Genomic DNA, 23510 nt, shown 5'->3' with positions numbered 1-23510 from the left:
CGTTCGCGGCTGCGGCGCTCACAGGCCCGCCTTGCGGTAGCGGCGCATCAGCGCGGTCCAGCAGACCGCGACCAGGCCGAGGACCACCAGGACGTACGCGATCGCGGCGGCCGTGCCCGGCTCGTGGCCGCCCGGGAAGCCGGAGGTGCCGCCGAGGAACGCCGACTGGACGCCGTCGACCAGCGACCCCGGGGAGGCCAGGCCCAGCCAGGCGACCGCCCCTCCGCTGCCCTGGTCGTGCGCGATGGCCTGGACGGTGGTGACGGCGAAGTACGGGATCGTCAGCACCGCGATGACCGCGGCGACGCCGAAGCCCCGGCGCGGGGTGAGCGCGGCGACGACCAGGCCGATGCCCCCGTGGAGGACGGACAGCACCGCGACCGAGACCAGCCCCTGGAGGAAGCCGGTGGTCTGGTCGGCGAAGCCCAGCTTCGCCAGCAGCCCGCCCGCGTACATCACCACCAGCGGGAGGGAGGTGAACAGGAACAGCGCGCCGGACATCGCCGCGTACTTGGCGGCCACGTAGTCCCCGCGCTCGATCGGGCGCGAGAAGTACAGCGGCACGGTGCGGAAGCGCAGGTCCAGGGAGACCGACTGCGGCGCCTGGGAGGCGAGGTAGAGGCCGATGACCGGCTGGAGCAGCAGCGCGTAGTCGGTGTACTTCACCGGCAGTTCGTCGGCCTTGGTGAAGACGGCGACGGCGACGATGATCCCGGCGGGCAGCACCATCACGGCCAGCAGGACGAACGGCAGCACCTTGGACTTCGCCGAGCGGCCGAGGCCGTAGGCGCCGCGCAGGGACTGCGAGAACAGGGAGCGGCGGGCGTAGGACCGGCCCAGGCGGGGACCGTCGTAGTGGCGGTAGCCGATGTTGTGGATGCTGGCGTCCTCGCCGCCGCGCGCGGCGGGGACCGCGGCGCCGGCGGTGGCGGGCGGCGTGCCCTGGTCAGGCCGCATCGCTGCCGCCTCCCTTCTGGGTGGTGACGGTGGTGCCGGACGTCTGGAAGACCTCGGCTATCCGGTGCCTGCGCTGCTCCATGCGGACCAGGCCCAGGCCCAGTTCCGCGACCGTGTCGCGGACGGTGTCGTACACGGCGTCGTCGGACGCCTCGACCAGCAGCACGTGTCCGGCGCCGGGCAGGACCTCGCCGCCGGCACCGGCCGGCGCCACGGTGAGTCCGGCCCCGGCCAGGGCGGTGCGCAGGGAGGCGGTGCCGTCGGGGTGGGCGTCGGTGTCGGTGACCTCGACCGCCAGGGTGGTGGTCTGCTGGGTGAAGTCGGCGGTGGCGGAGGAGCGCAGCAGCTTGCCGCCGTCGATGACGACGACGTGGTCGCAGGTGCGCTCCAGCTCGCCCAGCAGGTGCGAGGTGACCAGGACCGAGATGCCGAAGTCGGTGTGGACGCGGCGGATCAGCCCGAGCATGTCGTCGCGGCCGACCGGGTCCAGGCCGTTGGTCGGCTCGTCCAGCAGGACGAGTTGCGGATCGTGGACGAGGGCCTGGGCCAGCTTCACCCGCTGCTTCATGCCCGTCGAGTAGCCGCCGATGGGGCGGTAGCGCTCCTCGTAGAGGCCGACGTGCCGCAGGGTGTCGGCGGTGCGCTCGCGGGCGGCGGTGGCGGGCAGCCCGGACATCCGCGCCATGTGGACGACGAACTCGGTCGCCGAGACGTCCGGCGGCAGGCAGTCGTGCTCGGGCATGTAGCCGACGCGCTCGCGGATCGCACCGCCGTCGACGGAGACGTCCAGGCCGAGCACGGAGGCGGTCCCCTCGCTCGCCGGAGCGAGGCCCAGCAGGATTTTGATCAGGGTCGACTTGCCCGCGCCGTTGGCCCCCACCAGGCCGGTCACCCCGGGGGCGATCTCCATGGTGAGCCGATCGAGCGCGGTGACCCTCGGATACCTCTTGGTGAGGTTTTCGGTCGCGATGACAGTCACGCGTCGACGGTAGTGGCGCGCACCGCCCGCGGTCTCCCCCCGGGGGCGTGGATCTCCCTCGTACTGGAGGTGGAGACGCCCCTAGGGGACTCGTCCGTACGGATGCGCCGCCGTCCCGGTGGACGCGGGCCCGCCGGCGCCGGCTGGTGTCACGGCGCGGAGAACGGCTACCCGCACGGCCGGGAGCGCACGGGCTCCGGGAATGCGCCGGAGGACGCCGGAGTGCGTCGGAGTGCGCCGGACGAGGAGGAGGGGCACGCATGGGCGGTGCGCGAGCGGAGTCGGACGCCGGGCTGCGGGAGCGGACGGTCGCCGGGGACGGCGTCGGCCTGCGCGTCGCCGAGCTGGGCGAGCGCGCGGACGGCGGTGGCCGCCGCCGTCCGACGGTGGTCCTGGTGCACGGCTACCCCGACTCCAAGGAGCTCTGGCTGCCCGTGGCCGAGCGGCTGGCGGACCGTTTCCACACGGTCCTCTACGACGTGCGCGGCTGCGGGGGCTCCACGGCACCCGAGCCGCTGCGCGGCGGTTTCGCGCTGGAGCGGCTGACCGCCGACTTCCTGGCCGTCGCCGACGCCGTGAGCCCGGACGCGCCGGTGCACCTCGTGGGGCACGACTGGGGGTCGATCCAGGGCTGGGAGTTCGCCACGTCCCCCCGCACGCGGGGCCGGATCGCCTCCTTCACCTCGCTCTCCGGGCCGTCCCTGGACCACCTCGGGCACTGGCTCCGCGGCACCGCGCCGCGGCGCGCCGCCCAGGCGCTGGGGCAGGGCGTCAGGGCCTCGCACGTGTACCTGATGCACGTGCCCGGCGTCCCGGAGGCGCTGTTCGGCCGGGCCCTGCCCGCCCTCCTCCGGCGGACGGGCCGGAGGGCCGGGAGCGGCTCCCAGTACGGCAGGCGCGGCGGCTGGGCGCGGAGCGAGGGGTATCCCACCGCGTCGCTGCCCCGCGACGCCGCGCACGGCGCCTGGCTGTACCGGGACAACGTGAGGACCCGGCTGCGCGCCCCCCGCGCGGACGCCCGCGCCCACGTGCCCGTGCAGCTCGTCGTCTCCACCGGGGACCCGTTCGTGTCCCGGGCGGTCCTGGACGAGGCGGGGCGGTGGGCGCCCCGGCTGACGCGCCGCCTGCTGCCCGCGGGGCACTGGGCGCCGCTGACCCACCCCGACCGGCTCGCCCTGTGGATCGGCTCGTTCGTCGAGGAGTGCGAGGCGGGACGGGAGCCGGGGCAGGAGGCGGGACGGGAACGGGGGCAGCGGGACGGCGGGGAGCGCACGCCGGCGGGCATCCGCCCTGTGCGCAGCAGGCGCGACCGCAGGCGGCGGGAGTACGCCGAGCGCTTCGGCGGGCAGCTGGTGCTGGTCACCGGTGCGGCCCGCGGCATCGGACGGGCCACGGCACTGGCCTTCGCCCGCGCGGGCGCCCGGGTCGTCGCCGTGGACACCGATGCCGCCGGCGCCGCGCGCACCGCGGAGCTGGCGCGGCGGGCCGGCGCCGCGGGGGCCTGGGCGGAGCGGACCGACGTCTCCGACCGGCGGGCGATGGAGGAGCTCGCCGACCGGGTGGCGCACCGGCACGGCGTGGTGGACGTCCTGGTCAACAACGCCGGAGTCGCGGTGGTGGGGCCGTTCCTGGAGCACACCCCGGAGGACTGGGAGGCGGTCCTGGGCACCAACCTGTGGGGCCTCGTCCACGGCTGCCGGCTCTTCGGGCGGCAGATGGCCGAGCGCGGCGAGGGCGGGCACATCGTCAACCTCGTCTCCTGCACCGCCTACGAGCCCACCCGGGCCCTGCCCGCGTACTGCACCTCCAAGGCCGCCGCCCTGATGCTCAGCCAGGTGCTCCGCGCGGAGCTGGCCGGGGAGCGCATCGGGGTGTCGGCGGTCTGCCCCGGTGTCGTCAGCACCCCGATCCTGGGGGACGCCCGCTTCCGCGGCCTGGACGGGGACGACCTGGAGCGCCGCCGCCGGCGGGCCCTCCAGGTCTACCGGATCCGCCGGTTCGCGCCGGAGAGGGTCGCCGACGCGGTGCTGCGCTCGGTGGTGCGGGACCGGGCGGTGGTGCCGGTGAACCTGGAGGCGTGGGGCGGGCTCGTCCTGTCCCGGCTCTCGCCCGGGCTGCTGCGGGCGTTCGCGCGCATCAACGTCCGTGCCTGAGGGGGAGGGGTGCGCCGGGCCGGGTGGTCAGCGGAAGTCCCGCGCGATCTCCTCGAAGACCTCCTCGTCCGCCTCGAACACCGTGCCCGGTACCGGCCAGTGCACCACGAGTTCGTCGAAGCCCAGCTCCCCCCAGGCGCCGGCGGCGTCGCGGAACGCCTGGAGCGAGGCGAGCGGGCGGTCCGGGGTGAAGCCGGTGAGCAGGATCCTGGAGAGCTCCGCCGGGTCGCGCCCCTCCTCCTCGCAGGCCCGCTCCAGCCGCTCGACCTGCGCGCGGAGGGCGTCGCGGGACTCCTCCGGGGTGCCCTCGGCGGCGGCGGGGTCGCCGGTGGTCACCCAGGCCTGCCCGTACCGCGCCGCCAGCCGCATGCCGCGCGGACCGGTGGCGGCCACCGCGAAGGGCAGCCGGGGCCGCTGGACGCAGCCGGGGATGTTCCGCACCTCGTGCGCGCAGTAGCGGGCGCCCTCGTGGGTGACGGAGTCCTCGGTCAGCAGCCGGTCCAGGAGGGGCAGGAACTCGCCGAAGTGCTCGGCCCGCTCGCGCGGTGTCCACGGAGCGCGCCCGGGGCCCAGCAGCGCCGTGGCGTCATAGCCGGAACCACCCGCTCCGACACCGAGCGTGATCCGTCCGCCGGAGAGGTCGTCGAGGGTGATCAGCTCCTTGGCGAGAGTGACCGGGTGCCGGAAGTTCGGGGAGGTCACCATGGTGCCGAGCCGGATCCGCTCGGTGACGCCCGCGGCGGCGGTGAGGGTGGGCAGCGCGCCGAACCAGGGGCCGTCGCGGAACGGGACGCGCCAGGACAGGTGGTCGTAGGTGTACGCGGCGTGGAACCCCAGCTCCTCGGCTCGCCGCCACTTCGCGCGGCCTCCCTCGTGCCAGCGGTCGACGGGAAGGATCACGGTGCTCAGACGCATGCCCCGACCCTATGCCCGGTGACCGGGGGCGGCGGACATCGCCGCCGAGCCGATCCGAGCCCCCGCGCCGGTCCCTTCCGCGCGTGCGGGACGGCCGGTGCGGGGCGCCGCGCCCCATGACGGTCCGTGCCCGCCCGGACCGGATGTGTTCGCCCGGTGGCTCATTCGGGCACTTCCACGCACGGGTGTGCAGGCATATGCGCGACCATGGGGGGCGTGACTTATGTTTCTGCGCCCCCGACGACGCGCCCGCGCCTGATCGCGACCGATCTGGACGGCACGTTGCTGCGCGATGACAAGTCCGTCTCCCGGCGCACGGTCGAGGCGCTGGCCGCAGCCGAGGAGGCGGGGATCGAGGTCTTCTTCGTCACCGGGCGCCCGGCCCGCTGGATGGACGTGGTCAGCGACCACGTCCACGGCCACGGGCTGGCGATCTGCGCCAACGGCGCGGCCGTCGTCGACCTGCACCGCGGCCGGCGGATCGTGCGGGTGCGCGAGCTGCCCGTCGGCACCGCCCTGGCCGTGGTGGAGGAGCTGCGGAGCACCGCCCCGGGCGTCACCTTCGCCGTCGAGCGGACCGGAGGCATCCACTACGAGCCCCGGTACCCGCAGTTCCACCTCGATCCCGGCGCGCTGCACGCACCGGTCGAGAAGCTCCTGGCGGAGGGCTCGGACTTCGCCGACCAGCCGGTGCTGAAGCTGCTGGCCCACCACACCGAGCTGGTTCCGGACGACTTCCTGGCCCTGGCACGCGCCGCCGCCGGCCACCACGCGGAGTTCACCCGGTCCAGCCCGAGCGCGCTGCTGGAGATCAGCGGTCCCGGTGTCAGCAAGGCCAGCACCCTGGCGCTGTGCTGCGAGCGGCGCGGGGTGTCCCCGCAGGAGGTCGTCGCCTTCGGGGACATGCCCAACGACCTGGAGATGCTCTCCTGGGCCGGGACCTCCTACGCCATGGCCAACGCCCATCCCGCGGTGCTGGCCGCGACCACGCACCGGACCGCCGCCAACGAGGACGACGGGGTGGCCGCCGTCATCGAGCGGCTGCTGGAGCTGCCGCCCGCCGGCTGACGGCGCCGGTCCGCCCCGGCGCCGCGGGGGCCGTCGCGGCAAGGTCAGCCCACCGCCGGCTCCTCCGTGGCCCGCTCCCGCTCCAGCATCCGCCGGAACGGCCCGTCCGCCGACGCCAGGTGCGCGTACGGACCGCGCTGGACGGTGCGGCCGCCGTCCAGGACGACCACCTCGTCCACCGCCTCCAGACCGGCCAGCCGGTGGGTGATCAGCACGGTGGTGCGGCCCTCGGTGGCGGCCAGCAGGTCGGCGGTCAGGGCGTCGGCGGTGGCCAGGTCCAGGTGCTCGGCGGGCTCGTCCAGGACGAGGACGGGGAAGTCGGCCAGGAGCGCGCGGGCCAGGGCCAGCCGCTGGCGCTGCCCTCCCGAGAGCCGGGCGCCGAACTCGCCGACGAGGGTGTCCAGGCCGTCCGGCAGCTCCGCGACCCAGTCGCCGAGGCGGGCGGCCGCCAGGGCCGCGAGCAGGTCGCCGTCGCCGGCGGAGGGCCGGGCCAGGCGCAGGTTCTCGCGCAGGGAGCTGTCGAAGATGTGCGCGTCCTGGGCGCACAGCCCGACCAGGCGGCGCACGGCGTCGCCGTCCAGGGCCGTGGCGTCGGTGCCGTCCGGTCCGAGGGCGTAGCGGCCCTCCTCGGGGTCGAGGAAGCGCAGCAGGACCTGGGCCAGCGTCGTCTTGCCCGACCCCGACGGGCCCACGACCGCCACCCGGCGGCCCGGCGTCAGGCGCAGGTCCACCCCGCGCAGCGCGGGGCGCTCCTGGCCGGGGTGGCGGGCCGTGAGCCCGGCCAGGACCACGGGGAACGGCGAGCCGGGCGCCGGGAGCGGGTGCTCGGGCTCGCGGACGGGTGCCGGGGCGTCGGTCACCTCCTGGATCCGCTCGGCGGAGCGGCGGGTGCGCTGCCGGTACTGGGCGGCGAGCGGCATCCCGGCGACCGCCTCGAAGGCGGCCAGCGGCGTCAGCACGACCACCGCCGCCAGCAGGCCGTCGAGCCGGCCGGCGTGGACGGCCCCGGCGGCGGCCCAGGCGGCGGCCGCGACGGTGAGCCCGGCGGCCAGCGTGGAGAGGCCGCCGCCGAGCGCGGTGACGGCCGAGCTGCGGGCGGCGAGGCGGGTGAGGGCGGCGTCGGCGGCGCGCACGGCCTCGGTGCGGCGGGGCAGCGCCCCGGCGACGGTCAGCTCGGCGGTGCCGGTGAGCAGGTCCACGGTGCGGGTGGCCAGCTCGCCGCGGGCGGGGGCGAGTCGCCGCTCGGTGCGGCGGGAGACGGCGGCGGCGAGCGCGGGGACGGCGGCGCCGGCGGCCAGCAGCCCGGCGGCGAGGGCGAGTCCGGCCTCGGGGAGCAGCCACGCGGTGAAACCGGTGGCGGCGGCGGAGACGGCGGCCGCGACGGCGGCCGGGAGCAGCCAGCGCAGGAAGTAGTCCTGGAGGGCGTCGACGTCGGCGACGAGCCGGGTGAGCAGGTCGCCGCGCCGGGTGTGGCGCAGTCCGGCGGGGGCGAGCCGCTCCAGGCGCCGGTGGACGGCGACGCGCAGGTCGGCCAGGACGCGGAAGACGGCGTCGTGGGAGACCAGGCGCTCGGCGTAGCGGAAGACGGCGCGGCCGATGCCGAAGGCGCGGGTCGCGGTGACGGCGACCATCAGGTGGAGGACGGGCGGCTGCTGGGAGGCGCGGGAGATCAGCCAGCCGGAGGTGGCCATGAGGCCGACGGCGCTCAGGAGGGCGAGGGCGCCCAGGAGGAGGGCGAGGGCGAGGCGGCCGCGCAGGGGACGCGCGGTGCGGCGCACCCGGGCGAGGGCGTCCGTCCCGCGGGCGGGCGTCGCGGGGGTGTCCGCGGGGGCGGAGGCGTCCGCCTCACCGGCGGGCGCGGCAAGGGCGGCTCCGGTGCGCTGCGGGGCCCCTGCGGGGGCCGGGGTGTGGGCGGGGGCGCCCGCGGCGGTGCCGGTGATGGCGGGACGGGGGCGCGGCGCGGGGCCGCGAACCGGGCCGGGGACGGACGCCAGGCGGACGGTGCGGTCCGCGACCGCGAGCAGGGCGGGCCGGTGGACGACCAGGAGGACGGTGCGGCCGCGGGCCAGGCGGGCGACCGCGTCGACGACGGCGGCCTCGGTGGCGCCGTCGAGCGCGGCGGTCGGCTCGTCCAGCAGGAGCAGGGGGCGGTCGGCGAGGAAGGCCCGGGCCAGGGCGACGCGCTGGCGCTGGCCGGCGGAGAGGCCGGCGCCCATCTCGCCGAGGCGGGTGCCGGGGTCCAGGTCGGGTGCCCCGGCGTCGCGCAGGGCCCGCTCCACCTCGGCGTCGCCGGCTCCGGGGCGGGCGAGGCGGACGTTGTCGGCGATCGTCCCGGCGAACAGGTGGGGGTGCTGGGGCACCCAGGCGATCTGGGAGCGCCAGGTGGCCGGGTCGAGGTCCGCCAGGTCCGTGCCGCCGATCAGGACGCGGCCGGACGCGGGGCGGACGAAGCCCAGGAGGGTGTTCAGGAGGGTCGTCTTGCCGGAGCCGGAGGGGCCGGTGATCGCCACGGTCTCGCCGGGCCGGACGGTGAGGGTGGTGGGCGGCAGCGCGTCGGCGGTGCGCCCCTCGTGCCGGACGGTGACGCCGTCGAGGACGACGGTGGCGGTGCGGGCGTCGGGGGCGGGGGCGGTGCCGGCGGGGGGCGGCGGGGTCTCCAGGACGCCGAAGACCTCGTCGGCGGCGGCCAGCCCCTCGGCGGCGGCGTGGTAGTGGACGCCGACCTGGCGCAGCGGGAGGTACGCCTCGGGGGCGAGGATCAGCACCACCAGGCCGGTGTACAGGTCGAGGCCGCCGTGGACCAGGCGCAGGCCGATGCCGACGGCGACGAGCGCGACGGAGATCGTCGAGAGCAGTTCCAGGACGAAGGAGGAGAGGAAGGCGATCCGCAGGGTGCGCAGGGTGGCGCGGCGGTAGTCGGCGGTGATGGCGCGGATGTTCTCGGCCTGGGCCTTGGCGCGGCCGAAGACCTTGAGGGTGGGCAGGCCCGCGACGACGTCGAGGAAGTGACCGGAGAGGCGGGCCAGCAGCCGCCACTGGCGGTCCATGCGGGCCTGGGTCGCCCAGCCGACCAGTGCCATGAAGACGGGGATGAGCGGCAGGGTGACGACGATGGTCGCCGCGGAGATCCAGTCGTCGGTGACGATGCGGGCGAGCAGGGCGGCGGGGACGACGACGGCGAGGGCGAGCTGGGGGAGGTAGCGCGCGAAGTAGTCGTCGAGGGCGTCGATGCCGCGGGTGGCGAGGTTGGCCAGTTCCCCGGTGCGCCGGTCGCCGAGCCAGGCGGGCCCGAGGGCGGTGGCGTGCTCCAGCAGGCGCAGGCGGAGTTCGGACTTGACCGCGGCGGAGGAGCGGTGGGCGGCCAGCTCGGTGAGCCAGGACACCAGGGCCCGGCCCAGCGCGGTGGCCGCGAGGAGGAGCAGGGGGGTGGTGAGGCCGCCGGGGGGCGTGTGGTGCTCGAAGGCGCCCACGACGATCTCGGCGATCAGGACGGCCTGGGCGATGACCAGGCCCGCTCCGGCCAGACCGAGCGCCACGGCCGCGGCCGTGAAGGTGCGGGTGGTGCGGGCGTGCCGGAGCAGGCGGGGGTCGACGGGCTTCATGTGCGGGCGGGTTCCTGGGGGGAGGCGTCGTCGGCGATGTGCTGGGTCCCGATCCGCTTGCGGAACACCCAGTACGTCCAGCCCTGGTAGAGCAGTACGAGCGGGGTGGCCAGGGCCGCCAGCCAGGTCATGATCGTCAGGGTGTAGTCGCTGGAGGAGGAGTTCGAGACCGTCAGGCTCCAGTCGGGGTGGAGCGTGGAGGGCATGACGTTCGGGTAGAGCGCGAGGAAGAGCAGCGCGACGACGGCGACGACGGTGGCGCCGGAGAAGGCGAAGGACCAGCCCTCGCGCCCGGCGGCGATCGCGCGGACGGCGGCCAGGAGGGCTCCGGCGGCGACGGCCAGGGCGACCAGGGTGGCCGCATCCCCCCGGTCGAGCTGCGTCCAGCCGAGGAAGACGACGGCGAGCACCGCGGCGGCCGAGCCCAGGCGGACGGCGAGGGCGCGGGCCCGGACGCGGATGCCGCCGACGGTCTTCAGGGCGGTGAAGACCGCGCCGTGGAAGGTGAACAGGACCAGCGTCGTCGCTCCGCCGAGGAGGGCGTAGGGGTTCACGAGGTCCAGGAGGCCGCCGGTGTACTCCTTCCCGGCGTCGATGGCCACACCGCGGACGATGTTGGCGAAGGCCATGCCCCACAGGAAGGCCGGCAGCAGGGAGCACCAGAAGATGGCGCGCTCCCAGTTGGTCTGCCAGCGCTCCTCGGGCCGCTTGGCGCGGTACTCGAAGGCGAGGCCCCGGAGGATCAGGCAGACGAGGATGAGGAGGAGGGGGAGGTAGAAGCCGGAGAGGAGGGTGGCGTACCAGTCGGGGAAGGCGGCGAAGGTGGCGCCGACGGCGGTCAGCAGCCAGACCTCGTTGCCGTCCCAGACCGGTCCGATGGTGTTGATGAGCACGCGGCGCTCGCGGCGGTCGCGGCCCAGCAGCCGGGTGAGGACGCCGACTCCGAAGTCGAAGCCCTCCAGGAAGAAGTAGCCGGTCCACAGGACGGCGATCAGGACGAACCAGACGTCGTGGAGTTCCATCGCGGGAGACCTCGGTAGGACCTAGTAGGAGAAGGCCATGGGCCGGTCGGCGTCGTCCCTGTCGTGGCCGCCGATCCGGGTGGGCGGGTCGAGGTCGGCCGCGGTGAGCTCGGGCGGCCCGGCCTTGACGTACTTGGCCAGCAGCTTCACCTCGACGACGGCGAGAGCGGCGTACAGGAGGGTGAAGACGGTCATGGAGACCAGCACCTCGGTCTGGGAGACGCCGGGCGAGACGGCGGAGGAGGTGCGCAGCACCCCGTAGACGACCCAGGGCTGGCGGCCCATCTCGGTGAAGATCCAGCCCCAGGCGTTGGCGATGAGCGGGAAGCCGAGGGTGAGGAAGGCCAGCCGCCAGTACCAGCGGGTGAGGGTGGGTCCGAGCAGCCTGTCGCGGGTGAGGGCGAGGCGCGGCACCTCGTCCTCGGCGGTGCGGTGGCGTTCGGCGAGCCGGAAGCGGCGGCGGGTGAGCCACAGGCCGGCCGCGCCGAGGGCGACGGAGGCCATGCCGAAGCCGATCATCCAGCGGAAGCCCCAGTAGGCGACGGGGATGTTGGGCTTGTAGTCCCCGGGGCCGTACTTCTCCTGGAGGGCCTCGTTGGTGTCGTTGATGCCGGGGACGGGGGTGGAGAGGTCGCTGTGGGCGAGGAAGGACAGCACGCCGGGGATCTCGACGGCGACCTTGTTGCGCCCCTCGTCCACGTCGCCGTAGGCGAAGACGGAGAAGGGCGCGGGTCCCTCGGTCTCCCACAGGGCCTCGGCCGCGGCCATCTTCATCGGCTGCTGCTCGTACATGATCTTGCCGAGGTGGTCGCCGCTGACGGCGGTGAGGGCGCCGGCGGCGACCAGGGTGACCAGGCCCACGCGCAGGGAGGTCCGCATCACGGGGATGTGGCGGCGGCGTATCAGGTGGTAGGCGGCGATGCCGACCATGAAGGCGCCTCCGGTGAGGAAGGCGGCGGTCATGGTGTGGAAGAACTGCGCCACGGCGGTGTTCTGGGTGAGCACCGCGAGGAAGTCGGTGAGCTCGGCGCGGCCGGACTCGGGGTCGATGCGGTAGCCGACCGGGTGCTGCATCCAGGAGTTGGCGGCCAGGATGAAGTACGCGGACAGGATCGTGCCGATCGAGACCATCCAGATGGTGGCGAGGTGGATCTTCTGGGGGAGCTTGTCCCAGCCGAAGATCCACAGCCCGATGAAGGTGGACTCGAAGAAGAACGCGATCAGCGCCTCGAAGGCGAGGGGGGCGCCGAAGACGTCGCCGACGAAGCGGGAGTAGTCGGACCAGTTCATGCCGAACTGGAACTCCTGCACGATCCCGGTGACGACGCCCATCGCGATGTTGATCAGGAAGAGCTTGCCCCAGAACTTCGTGGCCCTGAGGTAGACCTCCCGGCCCGTGCGCACCCAGGCCGTCTGGAGGCCCGCGGTGAGGGCGGCGAGGGAGATCGTCAGGGGGACGAAGAGGAAGTGGTAGACGGTGGTGATGCCGAACTGCCAACGGGCCAGCGTCTCCGGTGCCAGAGCTAGGTCCACGGCACTCTCCCAAAGGTGGACGGGGTGTGGCGTAGCACACGTGCTCGTGAATGCGTTCACATTCACAAGCCAGTATGACCCACCGACGAACCCACCCTCCCACCGGGGGGCGGAAGGGTGGGGAACATCACGGGCGGGGCCCCGCCCCCTGCGGGACGGGACCCCGTGGACGCCTGCGGGCGGCCCCTACAGGTCCTTGCGGAAGGTCTGCGCGGTCTGCAGGAAGAGGTCGTTGGCCGCGGCCTCGCCGACCGTGACGCGGACGCCCTCCCCCGCGAACGGCCGCACCGTCACGCCCGCCGCCTCGCAGGCCGCCGCGAAGTCGGCGGTGCGCTCGCCCAGGCGCAGCCAGACGAAGTTCGCCTGGGTCCCGGGCACCGTCCAGCCCTGCGCGGTCAGCTCGCGCACCACCCGCTCCCGCTCGCCGACGAGCGAGTCCACGCGCTCCAGCAGCGCCGCCTCGCTGCGCAGCGAGGCGACCGCCGCGTCCTGCGCGATCTGGCTCACGCCGAAGGGCACGGCCGTCTTGCGCAGCGCCGCCGCCACCGGCTCGTGGGCGACCGCGAAGCCGACCCGCAGCCCGGCCAGACCGTACGCCTTGGAGAAGGTGCGCAGTACGCAGACGTTCGGACGGTCGCGGTACAGCTCGATGCCGTCCGGGACCTCCTCGTCGCGGACGAACTCCCGGTACGCCTCGTCGAGCACCACCAGGACGTCGCCGGGGACGCGGTCCAGGAAGCGCTCCAGCTCGGCGCGGCGCACGGCGGTGCCGGTGGGGTTGTTGGGGTTGCAGACGAAGACCAGCCGGGTGCGGTCGGTGACGGCGTCGGCCATCGCGTCCAGGTCGTGCACCTCGTCCGCGGTCAGCGGCACCCGCACGGAGGTGGCCCCGGAGATCTGGGTGATGATCGGGTACGCCTCGAAGGACCGCCAGGCGTAGACCACCTCGTCACCGGGGCCGGCGGTGGACTGGAGGAGCTGCTGGGCGACGCCGACGGAGCCGGTGCCGGTGGCCAGGTGGGTCACGGGCACGTCGAAGCGGGACGCCAGCTCCTCCACGAGGGCGGAGCAGGCCATGTCCGGGTAGCGGTTGAAGGCGCCGGCCGCGGCGGCGGCCGCCTCCAGCACGCCGGGCAGGGGCGGGTAGGGGTTCTCGTTGGAGGACAGCTTGTAGGACCTCGGGCCGTCGGCCGCCGGCGGCCGGCCGGGCCTGTAGGTGGGGATCCCGTCCAGCGCCGCGCGCAGCTTCGGGGCCATCTCCGTCATGGCTGGTCCTCCTCGACCCTCCGGGCCTGTCGTGGGGCGGCCGCGCCCGTGCGCGCGCCACCCGTACCGCTCAATGCTGTACACCCTAGAAGGATTCGCGGGCGTGTCGTAGGGGCCGGAGCGAGGGGCGTACCGGGGAAGAGGTGCGCGGGTGGCGCGAGCCGTGGCGCGCATCACCCGTGAAGGTGAGTTGAGACAGCTTTGAGACATGGGCCATTCTGCTGGAGCAACCGGTGAAACATCCGCAGAAACAATGGGCCGATACGCCAACTGACGCATGTTCAAAGGCTCTTGGGGCCTATCAGGCTTGCAGAATCGTCTCTTCACCTCTCGCTCTGTACACCCCCGCAAACACCCCGGTACGGCCCTACTATCGGCTCGCCATGACAGCAGCAGGGAAGCACCAGGTGAGCCGGGCTCACGGTCGCCGGCTGGGACGTGCGGGCATCCGTGACGTGGCCGCCGCGGCGGGGGTCTCCATCACGACCGTCTCCGACGCGCTCAACGGCAAGGGCCGCCTGCCCGACGCCACCCGCCGCCACGTCCGCGAGGTCGCCGACCGGCTGGGCTACCGCCCCTCCGCGGCCGCCAGGACGCTGCGCACCGGCAAGTCCGGACTGATCGGGCTCACCGTCACCACCTACGGCGAGGAACCGTTCACCTTCACCGAGTTCGCCTACTTCGCCGAGATGGCCCGCGCCGCCTCCTCCGCGGCCCTGGCCCGCGGCTACGCCCTGGTGATCCTCCCCGGCAGCACCCGGCAGAGCCCCTACGACGTCTGGTCCAACGTCGCCCTCGACGGCACCGTCGTCATCGACCCCTCCGACCGCGACCCCGTCGTCGCCGAACTCGTCCGCCAGGGCATCCCCGTCGTCTCCGACGGCCGCCCCTGCGGCGAACTCCCCGTCACCGCCTGGGTCGACAACGACCACGAGGCCGCCGTCACCGGCCTGCTCGACCACCTCGCCGCCGCCGGCGCCCGCCGCATCGGCCTGCTCACCGGCACCAGCACCGACACCTACACCCGGCTGTCCACCAGCGCCTACCTCCAGTGGTGCGAGCGCGCCGGCCAGGACCCGGTCTACGAGGCCTACCCCGCCCACGACCCCTGTGCGGGCGCCGTCGCCGCCGACCGCCTGCTGGCCCGCCCCGACCGGCCCGACGCCGTCTACGGCCTCTTCGACCCCAACGGCACCGACCTGCTCGCCGCCGCCCGCCGCTACGGCCTGCGCGTCCCCGACGACCTGCTGCTGGTGTGCTGCAGCGAGTCCGCCGTCTACGCCACCACCGAGCCGCCCATCACCACCCTGTCCCTCAAACCCGGGCGCATCGGCACGACAGTCGTGCAACTGCTGATCGACGCCATCGAAGGCACCGGCGGGGGCCGGCCGACGCACCAGATCATGCCCACCGACCTGATCGTCCGCACCTCCTCGCAGCGCCGGCGCCCCCGGACGACGGTGAGCGCCCCGCGCTCGCCCGGACGCCGCGACTGACGTTACGGCCTGGTAATTTCGGGTGGAATCCGGGGAAACCCGGGTGGGCGACACTCCTGCCCCCGCCCTCGTCCGGCGGTCGTTCGAATTGCCCTCCCCCGGGTGCGTCACAAGGCACGACCTGCGTTCCTATGATGGGCGCACGACACCGGGACCGGCTCTCGGCACGGGGCGACCCGCGGAAGGCGGAGAGAGGTCCGGCAGGTGAGGCGCGCGCGATGGTGGAGGGGTCGATGACTCAGGGGGCCGGTCGGGGATCCGACGTGTGGCACGACGCGGGCGCCGCCGGTGCGGGCGCCGGGGGGGCGGATCCGGCGGGTGCCGGGTACGCCCACCCCGGTCCCGCGGACCCCGCGTACGCCCGGCCCCTCCCCCCGCCCCCCGGTGCCGGGCCCGCGGGCGCGGCGGCCCACGGTTCCGCGCCTCCCGTCCCCCCCGTGCCGCCCGCTCCCCCCGGCGGTCCCGTGCCGCCCGGTCCCGCGGCCGCCGTGCCGGGCGCGCCGGGGCACCCGGCCGAGGAGCCGCACCCGGAGGGCTACACCCCCACCCGGCGCGACCTGCCCGTCATCGGCTCCGGCGCCGCCCCCACCCCCACGCTGGTGGACACCCCCTCCCCGGCGGCCGGCCCCTCCGGCGAGCAGGGCCCGCTGTACGTGGTCGGCGACGTCCACGGCTACCTCGACGAGCTGCGGGCCGCCCTGCTGAACCAGGGCCTGATCGACACCGAGGACCACTGGATCGCGGGCAACGCCCGGCTGTGGTTCCTGGGCGACTTCACCGACCGCGGCCCCGACGGCATCGGCGTCATCGACCTGGTGATGCAGCTCTCCGCCGAGGCCGCGGCGGCCGGCGGCTACTGCAAGGCCCTGATGGGCAACCACGAACTGCTGCTGATCGGCGCCAAGAGGTTCGGGGACACCCCCGTCAACTCCGGCGCGGGCACCGCGTCCTTCCAGGCGGCCTGGCTGCTCAACGGCGGTCAGCGCTCCGACATGGAGCGGCTCCAGGACCACCACGTCCAGTGGATGTCCCGGCTGGACGCCATGGCCCTGGCCGACGACCACCTGCTGGTGCACTCCGACACCACCGCGTACCTGGAGTACGGCAGCAGCATCCCCGACGTCAACGACGCCGTCACCGAGGCGCTCACCCACCACGACGCCGACGAGACCTGGGAGCTGTTCCGCAAGTTCACCAAGCGCTTCGCCTTCCGCGACGAGGGCGGCGCGGCGACCGCGCGCGAACTGCTGGACACCTACGGCGGACGGCGGATCGTCCACGGCCACAGCCCGATCCCGTACCTGCTGGGCGAGGTCGGCTCCGAGGACGGCGAGGACGGCGCGCCGCAGGTGCACGGGCCGCACGTCTACGCCGACTCGCTCGCGGTCGCGATGGACGGCGGAGTGACCATGGCCGGGAAGCTGCTGGTGTCCCGGCTCCCGCTGCCCGTCTGAGCACCGGGGGACGCGCCGCCCCCGGCCGGTCCGCCCGCTCCGCGCACGGGCGGGCGCGGCCCCGAACACAACCCCCCGGGACCCCGTGTTTTCGGTGAACACCTGTCACCACCGGAAGGAACGGCTCTACCATCGGGTCCCTGCCTCACGCGAGCTCTCCTCCGTTTCCGGCCGCCTCGGCCCTACGGAGCACCGGGGGATGCACATGAACACCGCTCCGCACCTGCGCCTGGAAGACCGCCCCGCGTTCGAGCGCGTCCTGGACGAGGCCCTGCGCGCCGTACGCGAGCGCCCCGCACCGGACGCCGGTCCGCGGCGGCCGACCGACGAGCAGCTCCGTGCCGCGGCGACCGCCGCCACCGCGGCGATCACCGCCTGCGCGGCGGTGGAGTACGAGCGGTTCGTCCGGCTCCGCGAAGAGCTGCGCCGCCCCGGCAACGCGCCCTCGGCCCAGGCCGGTGCGGGCCCCGCCGGGGATGCCGGCGGGGCCCGCGCCGGTCTCCTGGCGGTGCTCTCCGTCCTGGCTCCCGCCCTCGCCGGGACGGCGGCGGTGATCTTCCTGCTGGTCGGCCACCTGCTGCGCCTGCTGACGCCCGAGCCCTCCATCGCCGCGCCGATGCGCGGCGCGGGCTGGGCCTTCGCCGCGCTGGCCGCCGTCTCGCTGCTGGCCGCGTCCGTCGGGCTGCTGGTCACCGCCGTCCGCCACGGTTCCGGTGCGCTCCGGGCGGAGGGGCGGGACGGACGCAGCGGACCGGACGGGCCGGACGGGCCGGAGGGCTCCCTGGCCGAGGAGGTCGCCCGGGCCCGCGAGACCTGGCGCGCGGCCCTGCTGGAGCGCGGGGTGCTGCCCTTCCTGCACGAGGTGCTGGACGGCGCGGCGCCCGGGCCCGCGGTCCCCCCGGCGGACGCCGGTGCCGGAGCGGGCCCGGCCGGCTCGGCGGCGGGCGCGGCGGAGACCGGGGGGAGCCGCCATCCCCGGCTCGGCTACACCCACCCCGGTTTCTCCAGCCCCGCCGCGGGGGCCGCGCGCGACGCGGACGCCGGTCCCGGCTTCTCCGGCCCCGGGCACGCCCCGGACTGACCCGGCCGGTACGGGCGCGGCGCCGGACGCCGGCGCGGTCCCGCGGCATCCCGTGCGGGCGGGGGATGCGCTCTGATAGGACAGGAGGATGCAGGAAGAAGCGGGTCAGGCCGCCATCGACGCCTTCATCTCCGCGTTCAACGCCTCCAGCGACGCGTACGTCACGGAGCTGCTCTCCCAGGCCCTCACCCCGGACGTGGTCTTCTGGGGGCCACTGGGGCGGAGCGGCGGGGTCGAGGCCGTCGAACGGTTCATCATCGAGATGCGCGGGCACCCGGCGGGGCCGGGCACCATGACCCGCTCCTCGGCGGTGGACGCTCCCGGGGAGTGGGCCCGCTACCGGTGGACCTACCGCACCACCGACGGCACGCACGAGCTCACGGGCACCGACGTGGTGCACCTGCGGGACGGGAGGATCGACCGGATGATCGTGTTCGCCGGCGAGCTCCCCACCGGCTGATTCCGCAGCGGGCCGGTGACCGGCGCAAACCGGTGGGAACCGCGGCCCCCGGCTGGCATCCTGGGCAGGGTGACGGACCGACCACACCGATCCCGGGACTCCGGCGGCACCCGGGCGGCACGCGAACTGTTCCTGCGCGTCTCCCCCGAGCTGCGGATCTTCCTCCCCGCCCGCCACCGCGGCACCGGCACCCTCTCCGTGCCGCACGACGGCACCTCCTCCCTCGCCCACGTCGTGCAGTCCGCGGGCATCCCGCTGACCGAGGTGGGCGCGCTGGTCCCGGAGGACGGCACCGCGGGCGGCGGGGAGCGGGTGGAACCGGAGCACCGGCCCCGGGCGGGCGAGACGGTCCGCGTCGAGCCGGTGCCCAGGCCGCAGCCCGTCCCCGGCGGCCCGCTCCGCTTCCTCCTGGACGTCCACCTGGGCACGCTGGCCCGGCGGCTGCGCCTGGTCGCGGGAGTGGACACCGCTTACCACAACGACAGGGACGACCCCGCGCTGGTGGAGCAGGCCAACGCCGAGCGGCGCGTCCTGCTCACCCAGGACCGCGGGCTGCTGATGCGCCGCCGGCTGTGGATGGGCGCCTACGTGCGCGGCTCGCAGCCGGACGACCAGCTCGCCGACGTGCTGGAGCGCTTCGCGCCGCCCCTGCGGCCGTGGACGAGGTGCACGGCCTGCAACGGGCTGCTCGACGCGGTGGCCAAGGCCGAGGTGGAGCACCTGCTCCGGCCCGGCACCCGCCGCACGTACGACACCTTCGCCCGCTGCCGCGACTGCGGGCACGTCTACTGGCGCGGCGCGCACGGGGACCGGCTGGAGGAACTGGTCTGCGAGGCGGCCCGGACGGCGGACACGGCGCGGACGGGCCCGCGCGGCGCCTGACGGACCGGCCGCCGGGCGGCGCGCTCGCGGAGAACCCCTCGACCCCGCCGCCCGCGGCGGGGAGACTCGGGTCACCCCGCGCAGAAGGAGGCGTCCCGTGCCCGTGTCCCCCGCGTCCGCCGACGGCACGGCCCGCACCGCCGTGCTCGCCGCCGTCTCCCGGTGGCTGCGGCCCTGGCTGTACGGGCTGACGGTGGCACTCGTCCTCGTCGACGCCGTCCCGGACGCCCTCGGCACCGTCCTCGGCGTCGACGCCCTCGGCACCGCCCTCGACGTCCCCGGCCCCCTGCTGCTCGCCGCCGCCGTGACCGCGCTGTCCACGGAGGGACCGCGGTGGCTCCTCACCCGGGGCGCACACCGGGGCGGGGACGGGTCCGCGCCCGTCCCCGTGGCCGTCGCACCGCCGGTCGCCGGCCGCTGGAGTGCCCTCAACAGCCCGGCGGACAAGGTGCCCAGCCACGGCGTGCACGCCTACGGGCAGACCTACGCGATCGACGTCCTGCGGGTTCCAGGGGAGGGGGAGCGGCCGCGCCCGGCGTTCGGCTGGTGGCCGCCCGTCCGCCGCAACACCGCCTTCCCCGCCTTCGGGCAGCCGGTCCTCGCCGTGGCCGACGCCACGGTCGTACGGGTGCGCGACGGCCGCCGCGACCACCTCAGCCGCACCTCCTTCCCCGCCCTGCCGTTCTTCTTCCTGGAAGCCTCGCTCCGCGACGTGACCGGGGTCGGCTCCATCGTCGGCAACCACCTGGTCCTCGACCTCGGCGACGGCACCTACGCCCTCTACGCCCACCTCCGGCGCGGTTCGGCCGCGGTGCGCGAGGGCGAGAGGGTACGTACCGGCCAGGTGGTCGCGCGCGTCGGCAACAGCGGCAACTCCACCGAGCCGCACCTGCACTTCCAGCTGATGGACTCCGCCGACCCGTACACGGCGCGCGGCGTCCCCTTCACCTGGCACGGCGTCGGAGTTCCGGCCAACGGCGCGGAGTTCACCGCCTGAGCCCTCCCCCGCCCGCGCCGGCCGCTCCCCGCACACCCCTCGGGAGGATTGTCCATTTTCCATCGGTTGACGGGGCTCCGATCGGAAACGCGTGGCCCGACGGACGAGTAAGGATCCGCGACACCGAGGGAGAACCACGCATGGCGCGCGTCTCACGCAGGACCAGGACGGGGGCGGTGCTGGCCGCCGGACTGCTGGCCGGCGCCGCACTGGCCGGATGCGGGAACGAGGGGGGCGGAAGCGGGGAGAAGGCCGCCGAACCCGGCGTCGGGACCGGTGCCGGGCAGGGCGCCGACGAGCGGAACGACGCCGCCGCGGTGGTGCAGACCGCCCACGAGAAGACCATGGCCGCCGGGGCGGCCCGGATGACCATGAAGGTGGACGCCACCGTCGGCGGTCAGCGGCAGAGCGCCACCGGTGACGGCACCGTCGATCTGGCCGACGGCACCAGCGACATGACGATCGAGATGGGCGGCGAGCGCATCGAGCAGCGGATCGTCGACCGGAACCTCTACCAGAAGCTGCCCGCCGCCCTCCGCGAGAAGCTCTCCGGCGACAAGCCGTGGATCAGGATCGACCTGCGGGAGGCCGCCGCGCAGAACGCCGCCGTGGGCGGCATCCGGCTCGAGGACCCGGCCCGGGCCGTCGACTACGCCAAGGCCCTGTCGGACGACGACGCCAAGCGCCTGGGCACCGAGAAGATCGGCGGCGTCGACACCACCCGCTACCGCGTGACCGTCGACGTCGAGGAGCTGGCCGGCGAGGACACCGCCCAGGGCGAGCAGCTGCAGCAGCAGCTCGGGGAGTCCCTGCCGATGGACCTCTGGCTCGACGAGCAGGACCGCATCCGCCGCCAGCAGTTCGAGGTCTCCCTCGACGGCGCCACCGGCTCGCGGACCACCCAGGACTCCGGGAACGCCCGCCGGCAGCAACCGCCGCAGGACGCGACGGTCCGCACCGTGATCGAGTTCGACGACTTCGGCACCGAGGTGGACGTCTCCGCACCGCCCGCCGGGCAGACCGCCGACGTGACCGACAAGCTCACCGGCCGGGGCGGGCAGGGCGGCTCCGGCACCCGGGCCTCCTCGGACGGCTGAATCCGCCCGCGCCGGTGAGCCGGGCCGCGTCTGCCGTCCCCACCCCCGGTGCGGACGGCGACGGCCCGGCGGGGGCTGGGATGCTGAGGGGATGACGACAACCACGAGAGCGGCATGGGAGAGGCGGGTCGAGGAGCTGTGGTCCTCCTTCGACGACCACGCGCCCGCCGACTTCCTCGCCCGCGCCGAGGCGCTCGCCGCCGAGCTGCCGCCGGGCGACGCCGTCGCCCTGTACGAGCTGGCCTCCGCCCACGACGCCCTCGACCGCGAGGAGGAGGCCGCGTCCCTCTACCGCCGGGCGCTGGCCGCCGGACTGCCCGGGGAGCGGCGGAGGCAGGCGGTCGTCCAGCTCGGCAGCACCCTGCGCAACCTCGGGCGGACCGAGGAGAGCATCGCCCTGCTCGCGGCCGAGCGGAAGGCCGTCTCGGACGAGTTGGACGGTGCCGTCGCCGCGTTCCTCTCCCTGTCCCTGGCCGACGCCGGACGGGAACGGGAGGCGCTCTCCCTCGCCCTGACCGCCCTCGTACCCCACCTGCCCCGGTACGGGCGCTCCCTGACCGCCTACGCCCGTGACCTCGCCGCAGGGGGCGGGGCGGCCGGGTGAGGCGCCGGGGCGGGCCGGCGCCTCACCCCTGCGGTGCGGAGGCGGCCGCGTCCACCGCGGCGCGCACGAACTCGCGCACCCGTGCCGTGGTGTTGCCCTCCAGCCAGACCGGTCCGCGCTCGATCGGCGGGGCGTCGCGGATCGGCACGTAGACGACGTCGGGGCGGGGGTAGTACCGGCGGGAGTGCTCCCCGACCGGGAGGACGCCCCGGCCCATGGCCACCAGGGTGAGCATCTCGGAGAACGACCCTCCGGCCGGCCCCTTGGGCACCGGCCGGCCCGACGGGGTGCGGTCGGGTGTGCGGTCCCGCTTGAACGCGGCCGAGGTCACCGCCGGGTACTGGATCACGGGGTACTCGGCGAGCACCTCGGCGGACACCGACTCCTCGCCCGCCAGCGGGTGGGTGGCGGCCACCGCCAGCACCCGCCGCTCGGTCGTCAGCACCGGCCCGCACGCCATGCCGTCGAACGGGTACGAGGCGATCAGGACGTCGACCGAGCCGTCCACCAGGCTCGCCCGGGAGGTGGCGAGCTGGACCTCCCGCACGTCGACCCGGCAGTCGGGGTTCCGTTCGCCGAACAGGGCGGCCGCCCTGAGCAGCAGCGGCGCCGTCCACTCGCCGAGGAAGGCGACCCGGAGTTCACCCGTCACGCCGCGGCTGGCGTCGCGGGCCCTGCGCAGGGCCTCCTCCATCCCGGCGACCAGGGGGGCCAGGTCGTCGGCCAGCCGCCGTCCGACCGGGCTGAGCCGGACGACCCGGCTGCTCCGCTCGAAGAGCGGTCCGCCGATGCGGCGTTCGAGCTTCCTGACCACCTGGCTGACCCGCCCGGTCGTCAGGTGGAGGCGTTCGGCGGTGCGGCCGAAGTGCAGCTCCTCGGCGAGCGTCAGGAAGACCTCGGTCTCCACCCGTTCCAGCACCGCGCCCCCCATCGTTGAGTCCGGCTCAACGAGCTTAGGCGAGACGGGCGTTGATGCCGGCCACCGCCCGGTGGATCGTGGTGGCAACAGGCAGGGGCCGCCGGGGGAGCCGCACCGGACGTCCCCGCACCGACCCGTCCGCCGCATCGAAGGGAACCCCCGTGAGCGCCACCGACGTCACCGCCTACCTGACCGCCCTCGACGGGCGTCTGCGGGAGGCCGCCGAGAAGCTCGGACCCGTCATCGACGCCGCCCTGCCGGACGGCACCGGCGCACTGTGGCACGGCCACCCGACCTGGAGCCTCGGCGCGAAACCCGGGCAGGGACCGGTCTGCCTGCTCAAGGCGTACGCCTCCCACCTGACCTTCGGGCTGTGGCGGGGGCAGGACGTGCCCGACGCGTCCGGGCGGCTCGTCCCCGGCGCCCGCCGCATGGCCTCCGTGAAGCTCACCTCCGCCGAGGACGTCGACCCCGTCCTGTTCGCCGGTTGGCTGCGGCACGCCGTCGCCCTGGAGACGGCCGCCCTGGAGGCGAAGTGACCGTGCTGCGTGTCAAGGCCCTCGACCACCTGGTCGTCAACACCGCGGACGTCGAGAGGTCCCTGGAGTTCTACACCGGGCTCCTCGGTCTGGAGCCCGTGCGCGTCGACGCCTGGCGGGCGGGCGAAGCGCCGTTCCCCTCGGTGCGGATCTCCCCGGAGACGATCATCGACCTGGTGCCCGGTCCCGGGGAGGCCAACGTCGACCACATCTGCCTCACCGTGGAACCGCTGGACTGGCAGGAGGTGATCGACTCCGGCGCCTTCACCGTGCTCGGGGAGCCGGCCGAGCGCTTCGGGGCGCACGGCGTCGCCGTCTCGCTCTACGTGGCGGACCCGGACGGCAACACCGTGGAGTTGCGCTGGTACCCGCAGGACGCCGAGGACGGCCGGGCCGCGGACGGCTGATCCGGGCCGGGGCCCCCGCCCGCCTCCGGCCCGCGGAAGGGCGGGCCGGAGGCGGGCGGAGGACGCGCGGGAACCGGTC

Annotated in this window: 20 protein-coding genes; 12 read left to right on the top strand and 8 right to left on the bottom strand. The window is 75.1% G+C overall.

All coding sequences use genetic code 11. From position 1 onward, the window contains the following. Positions 1–18: 18 nt before the first annotated feature. Together ACFSJS_RS05065 and ACFSJS_RS05060 are read right to left on the bottom strand one after the other, a co-directional pair. The gene (locus ACFSJS_RS05065; protein ID WP_380897179.1) at positions 19–957 is read right to left on the bottom strand and encodes an ABC transporter permease; all 939 of its coding nucleotides are present in this window, start codon (positions 955–957) and stop codon (positions 19–21) included. Next, entirely contained in the window at positions 947–1936 is a 990-nt protein-coding gene (locus ACFSJS_RS05060; RefSeq protein WP_380897177.1) for an ABC transporter ATP-binding protein, read from the bottom strand. Before ACFSJS_RS05060 ends, ACFSJS_RS05065 begins: the two co-directional genes overlap by 11 nt. Before the next feature lie 260 nt (positions 1937–2196). Here ACFSJS_RS05060 and ACFSJS_RS05055 point away from each other — a divergent pair, with 260 nt between their 5' ends. Then, positions 2197–4089 carry an SDR family oxidoreductase gene (locus tag ACFSJS_RS05055; RefSeq protein WP_380897175.1) on the top strand — a complete coding sequence of 631 codons (1893 nt, stop codon included), beginning with the start codon at positions 2197–2199 and terminating at the stop codon, positions 4087–4089. A gap of 27 nt (positions 4090–4116) precedes the next feature. On the opposite strand, the gene ACFSJS_RS05050 is transcribed toward ACFSJS_RS05055, so the two are convergent. Continuing rightward, the gene (locus tag ACFSJS_RS05050) at positions 4117–5004 is read right to left on the bottom strand and encodes an LLM class flavin-dependent oxidoreductase (protein ID WP_380897173.1); all 888 of its coding nucleotides are present in this window, start codon (positions 5002–5004) and stop codon (positions 4117–4119) included. Positions 5005–5211: 207 nt separating this feature from the next. On the opposite strand from ACFSJS_RS05050, the gene ACFSJS_RS05045 reads away from it, so the two are divergent. Then, complete coding sequence (locus tag ACFSJS_RS05045; protein WP_380897171.1) at positions 5212–6072, top strand: HAD family hydrolase; 861 nt, start codon at positions 5212–5214, stop codon at positions 6070–6072. Positions 6073–6116: 44 nt separating this feature from the next. On the opposite strand, the gene cydD is transcribed toward ACFSJS_RS05045, so the two are convergent. From cydD to hisC, 4 genes are all read right to left on the bottom strand, one after another. After that, complete coding sequence (gene cydD, locus ACFSJS_RS05040) at positions 6117–9674, bottom strand: thiol reductant ABC exporter subunit CydD (RefSeq protein WP_380897169.1); 3558 nt, start codon at positions 9672–9674, stop codon at positions 6117–6119. After that, positions 9671–10696, bottom strand: a complete 1026-nt coding sequence (gene cydB, locus ACFSJS_RS05035) for a cytochrome d ubiquinol oxidase subunit II (RefSeq protein ID WP_380897167.1) — start codon at positions 10694–10696, stop codon at positions 9671–9673. Before cydB ends, cydD begins: the two co-directional genes overlap by 4 nt. A 21-nt stretch (positions 10697–10717) precedes the next feature. Continuing rightward, on the bottom strand, positions 10718–12229 hold the full coding sequence (locus tag ACFSJS_RS05030; protein WP_380897165.1) for a cytochrome ubiquinol oxidase subunit I: 1512 nt from the start codon (positions 12227–12229) through the stop codon (positions 10718–10720). Positions 12230–12415: 186 nt separating this feature from the next. After that, on the bottom strand, positions 12416–13495 hold the full coding sequence (gene hisC, locus ACFSJS_RS05025) for a histidinol-phosphate transaminase (RefSeq protein ID WP_380897163.1): 1080 nt from the start codon (positions 13493–13495) through the stop codon (positions 12416–12418). Between the two features lie 383 nt (positions 13496–13878). Between hisC and ACFSJS_RS05020 the strand changes: the two genes are divergently transcribed. From ACFSJS_RS05020 to ACFSJS_RS04985, 8 genes are all read left to right on the top strand, one after another. Beyond that, positions 13879–14991 carry a LacI family DNA-binding transcriptional regulator gene (locus ACFSJS_RS05020; protein ID WP_380897161.1) on the top strand — a complete coding sequence of 371 codons (1113 nt, stop codon included), beginning with the start codon at positions 13879–13881 and terminating at the stop codon, positions 14989–14991. Positions 14992–15209: 218 nt separating this feature from the next. Next, positions 15210–16445, top strand: coding sequence for a metallophosphoesterase (locus ACFSJS_RS05015; protein WP_380897159.1), 1236 nt, complete (start codon positions 15210–15212; stop codon positions 16443–16445). 205 nt (positions 16446–16650) lie between these two features. Beyond that, positions 16651–17526 (top strand): hypothetical protein, encoded by an 876-nt coding sequence (locus tag ACFSJS_RS05010; RefSeq protein WP_380897157.1) that lies wholly within the window; start codon positions 16651–16653, stop codon positions 17524–17526. Positions 17527–17614: 88 nt separating this feature from the next. Further along, on the top strand, positions 17615–17986 hold the full coding sequence (locus ACFSJS_RS05005) for a nuclear transport factor 2 family protein (protein WP_380897155.1): 372 nt from the start codon (positions 17615–17617) through the stop codon (positions 17984–17986). 69 nt (positions 17987–18055) lie between these two features. Next, complete coding sequence (locus tag ACFSJS_RS05000) at positions 18056–18868, top strand: Mut7-C RNAse domain-containing protein (RefSeq protein ID WP_380897152.1); 813 nt, start codon at positions 18056–18058, stop codon at positions 18866–18868. Positions 18869–18965: 97 nt separating this feature from the next. After that, entirely contained in the window at positions 18966–19865 is a 900-nt protein-coding gene (locus tag ACFSJS_RS04995) for a M23 family metallopeptidase (protein ID WP_380897150.1), read from the top strand. A gap of 140 nt (positions 19866–20005) precedes the next feature. Next, positions 20006–20962, top strand: coding sequence for an SCO4651 family lipoprotein (locus ACFSJS_RS04990; protein ID WP_380897148.1), 957 nt, complete (start codon positions 20006–20008; stop codon positions 20960–20962). 91 nt (positions 20963–21053) lie between these two features. Next, entirely contained in the window at positions 21054–21566 is a 513-nt protein-coding gene (locus ACFSJS_RS04985) for a tetratricopeptide repeat protein (protein ID WP_380897146.1), read from the top strand. Positions 21567–21588: 22 nt separating this feature from the next. On the opposite strand, the gene ACFSJS_RS04980 is transcribed toward ACFSJS_RS04985, so the two are convergent. After that, complete coding sequence (locus tag ACFSJS_RS04980) at positions 21589–22485, bottom strand: LysR family transcriptional regulator (RefSeq protein WP_380897144.1); 897 nt, start codon at positions 22483–22485, stop codon at positions 21589–21591. Between the two features lie 161 nt (positions 22486–22646). Here ACFSJS_RS04980 and ACFSJS_RS04975 point away from each other — a divergent pair, with 161 nt between their 5' ends. Together ACFSJS_RS04975 and ACFSJS_RS04970 are read left to right on the top strand one after the other, a co-directional pair. Then, positions 22647–23024: a DUF1801 domain-containing protein gene (locus tag ACFSJS_RS04975; protein WP_380897142.1), complete on the top strand. Its 378-nt coding sequence runs from the start codon at positions 22647–22649 to the stop codon at positions 23022–23024. Positions 23025–23029: 5 nt separating this feature from the next. Continuing rightward, positions 23030–23431 (top strand): VOC family protein, encoded by a 402-nt coding sequence (locus ACFSJS_RS04970; RefSeq protein ID WP_380897591.1) that lies wholly within the window; start codon positions 23030–23032, stop codon positions 23429–23431. Positions 23432–23510: the final 79 nt, after the last annotated feature.

The organism is Streptomyces desertarenae, from assembly GCF_042681365.1.
Classification (GTDB): domain Bacteria; phylum Actinomycetota; class Actinomycetes; order Streptomycetales; family Streptomycetaceae; genus Streptomyces; species Streptomyces desertarenae.
The sequence above is the reverse complement of the archived record's forward strand: the minus strand, read 5'-3'. Positions and strand labels throughout refer to the sequence as shown.

Bases quoted from the DNA above. Each gene is read 5' to 3' on its own strand.
- ACFSJS_RS05050 (WP_380897173.1), bottom strand. From the start codon at position 5,004: ATGCGTCTGAGCACCGTGATCCTTCCCGTCGACCGCTGGCACGAGGGA.
- ACFSJS_RS04985 (WP_380897146.1), top strand. From the start codon at position 21,054: ATGACGACAACCACGAGAGCGGCATGGGAGAGGCGGGTCGAGGAGCTG.
- ACFSJS_RS05005 (WP_380897155.1), top strand. From the start codon at position 17,615: ATGCAGGAAGAAGCGGGTCAGGCCGCCATCGACGCCTTCATCTCCGCG.
- ACFSJS_RS05055 (WP_380897175.1), top strand. From the start codon at position 2,197: ATGGGCGGTGCGCGAGCGGAGTCGGACGCCGGGCTGCGGGAGCGGACG.
- cydD (WP_380897169.1), bottom strand. From the start codon at position 9,674: ATGAAGCCCGTCGACCCCCGCCTGCTCCGGCACGCCCGCACCACCCGC.
- ACFSJS_RS05045 (WP_380897171.1), top strand. From the start codon at position 5,212: ATGGGGGGCGTGACTTATGTTTCTGCGCCCCCGACGACGCGCCCGCGC.
- ACFSJS_RS05015 (WP_380897159.1), top strand. From the start codon at position 15,210: ATGGTGGAGGGGTCGATGACTCAGGGGGCCGGTCGGGGATCCGACGTG.
- cydB (WP_380897167.1), bottom strand. From the start codon at position 10,696: ATGGAACTCCACGACGTCTGGTTCGTCCTGATCGCCGTCCTGTGGACC.
- ACFSJS_RS04990 (WP_380897148.1), top strand. From the start codon at position 20,006: ATGGCGCGCGTCTCACGCAGGACCAGGACGGGGGCGGTGCTGGCCGCC.
- hisC (WP_380897163.1), bottom strand. From the start codon at position 13,495: ATGACGGAGATGGCCCCGAAGCTGCGCGCGGCGCTGGACGGGATCCCC.
- ACFSJS_RS05010 (WP_380897157.1), top strand. From the start codon at position 16,651: ATGAACACCGCTCCGCACCTGCGCCTGGAAGACCGCCCCGCGTTCGAG.
- ACFSJS_RS05020 (WP_380897161.1), top strand. From the start codon at position 13,879: ATGACAGCAGCAGGGAAGCACCAGGTGAGCCGGGCTCACGGTCGCCGG.
- ACFSJS_RS05065 (WP_380897179.1), bottom strand. From the start codon at position 957: ATGCGGCCTGACCAGGGCACGCCGCCCGCCACCGCCGGCGCCGCGGTC.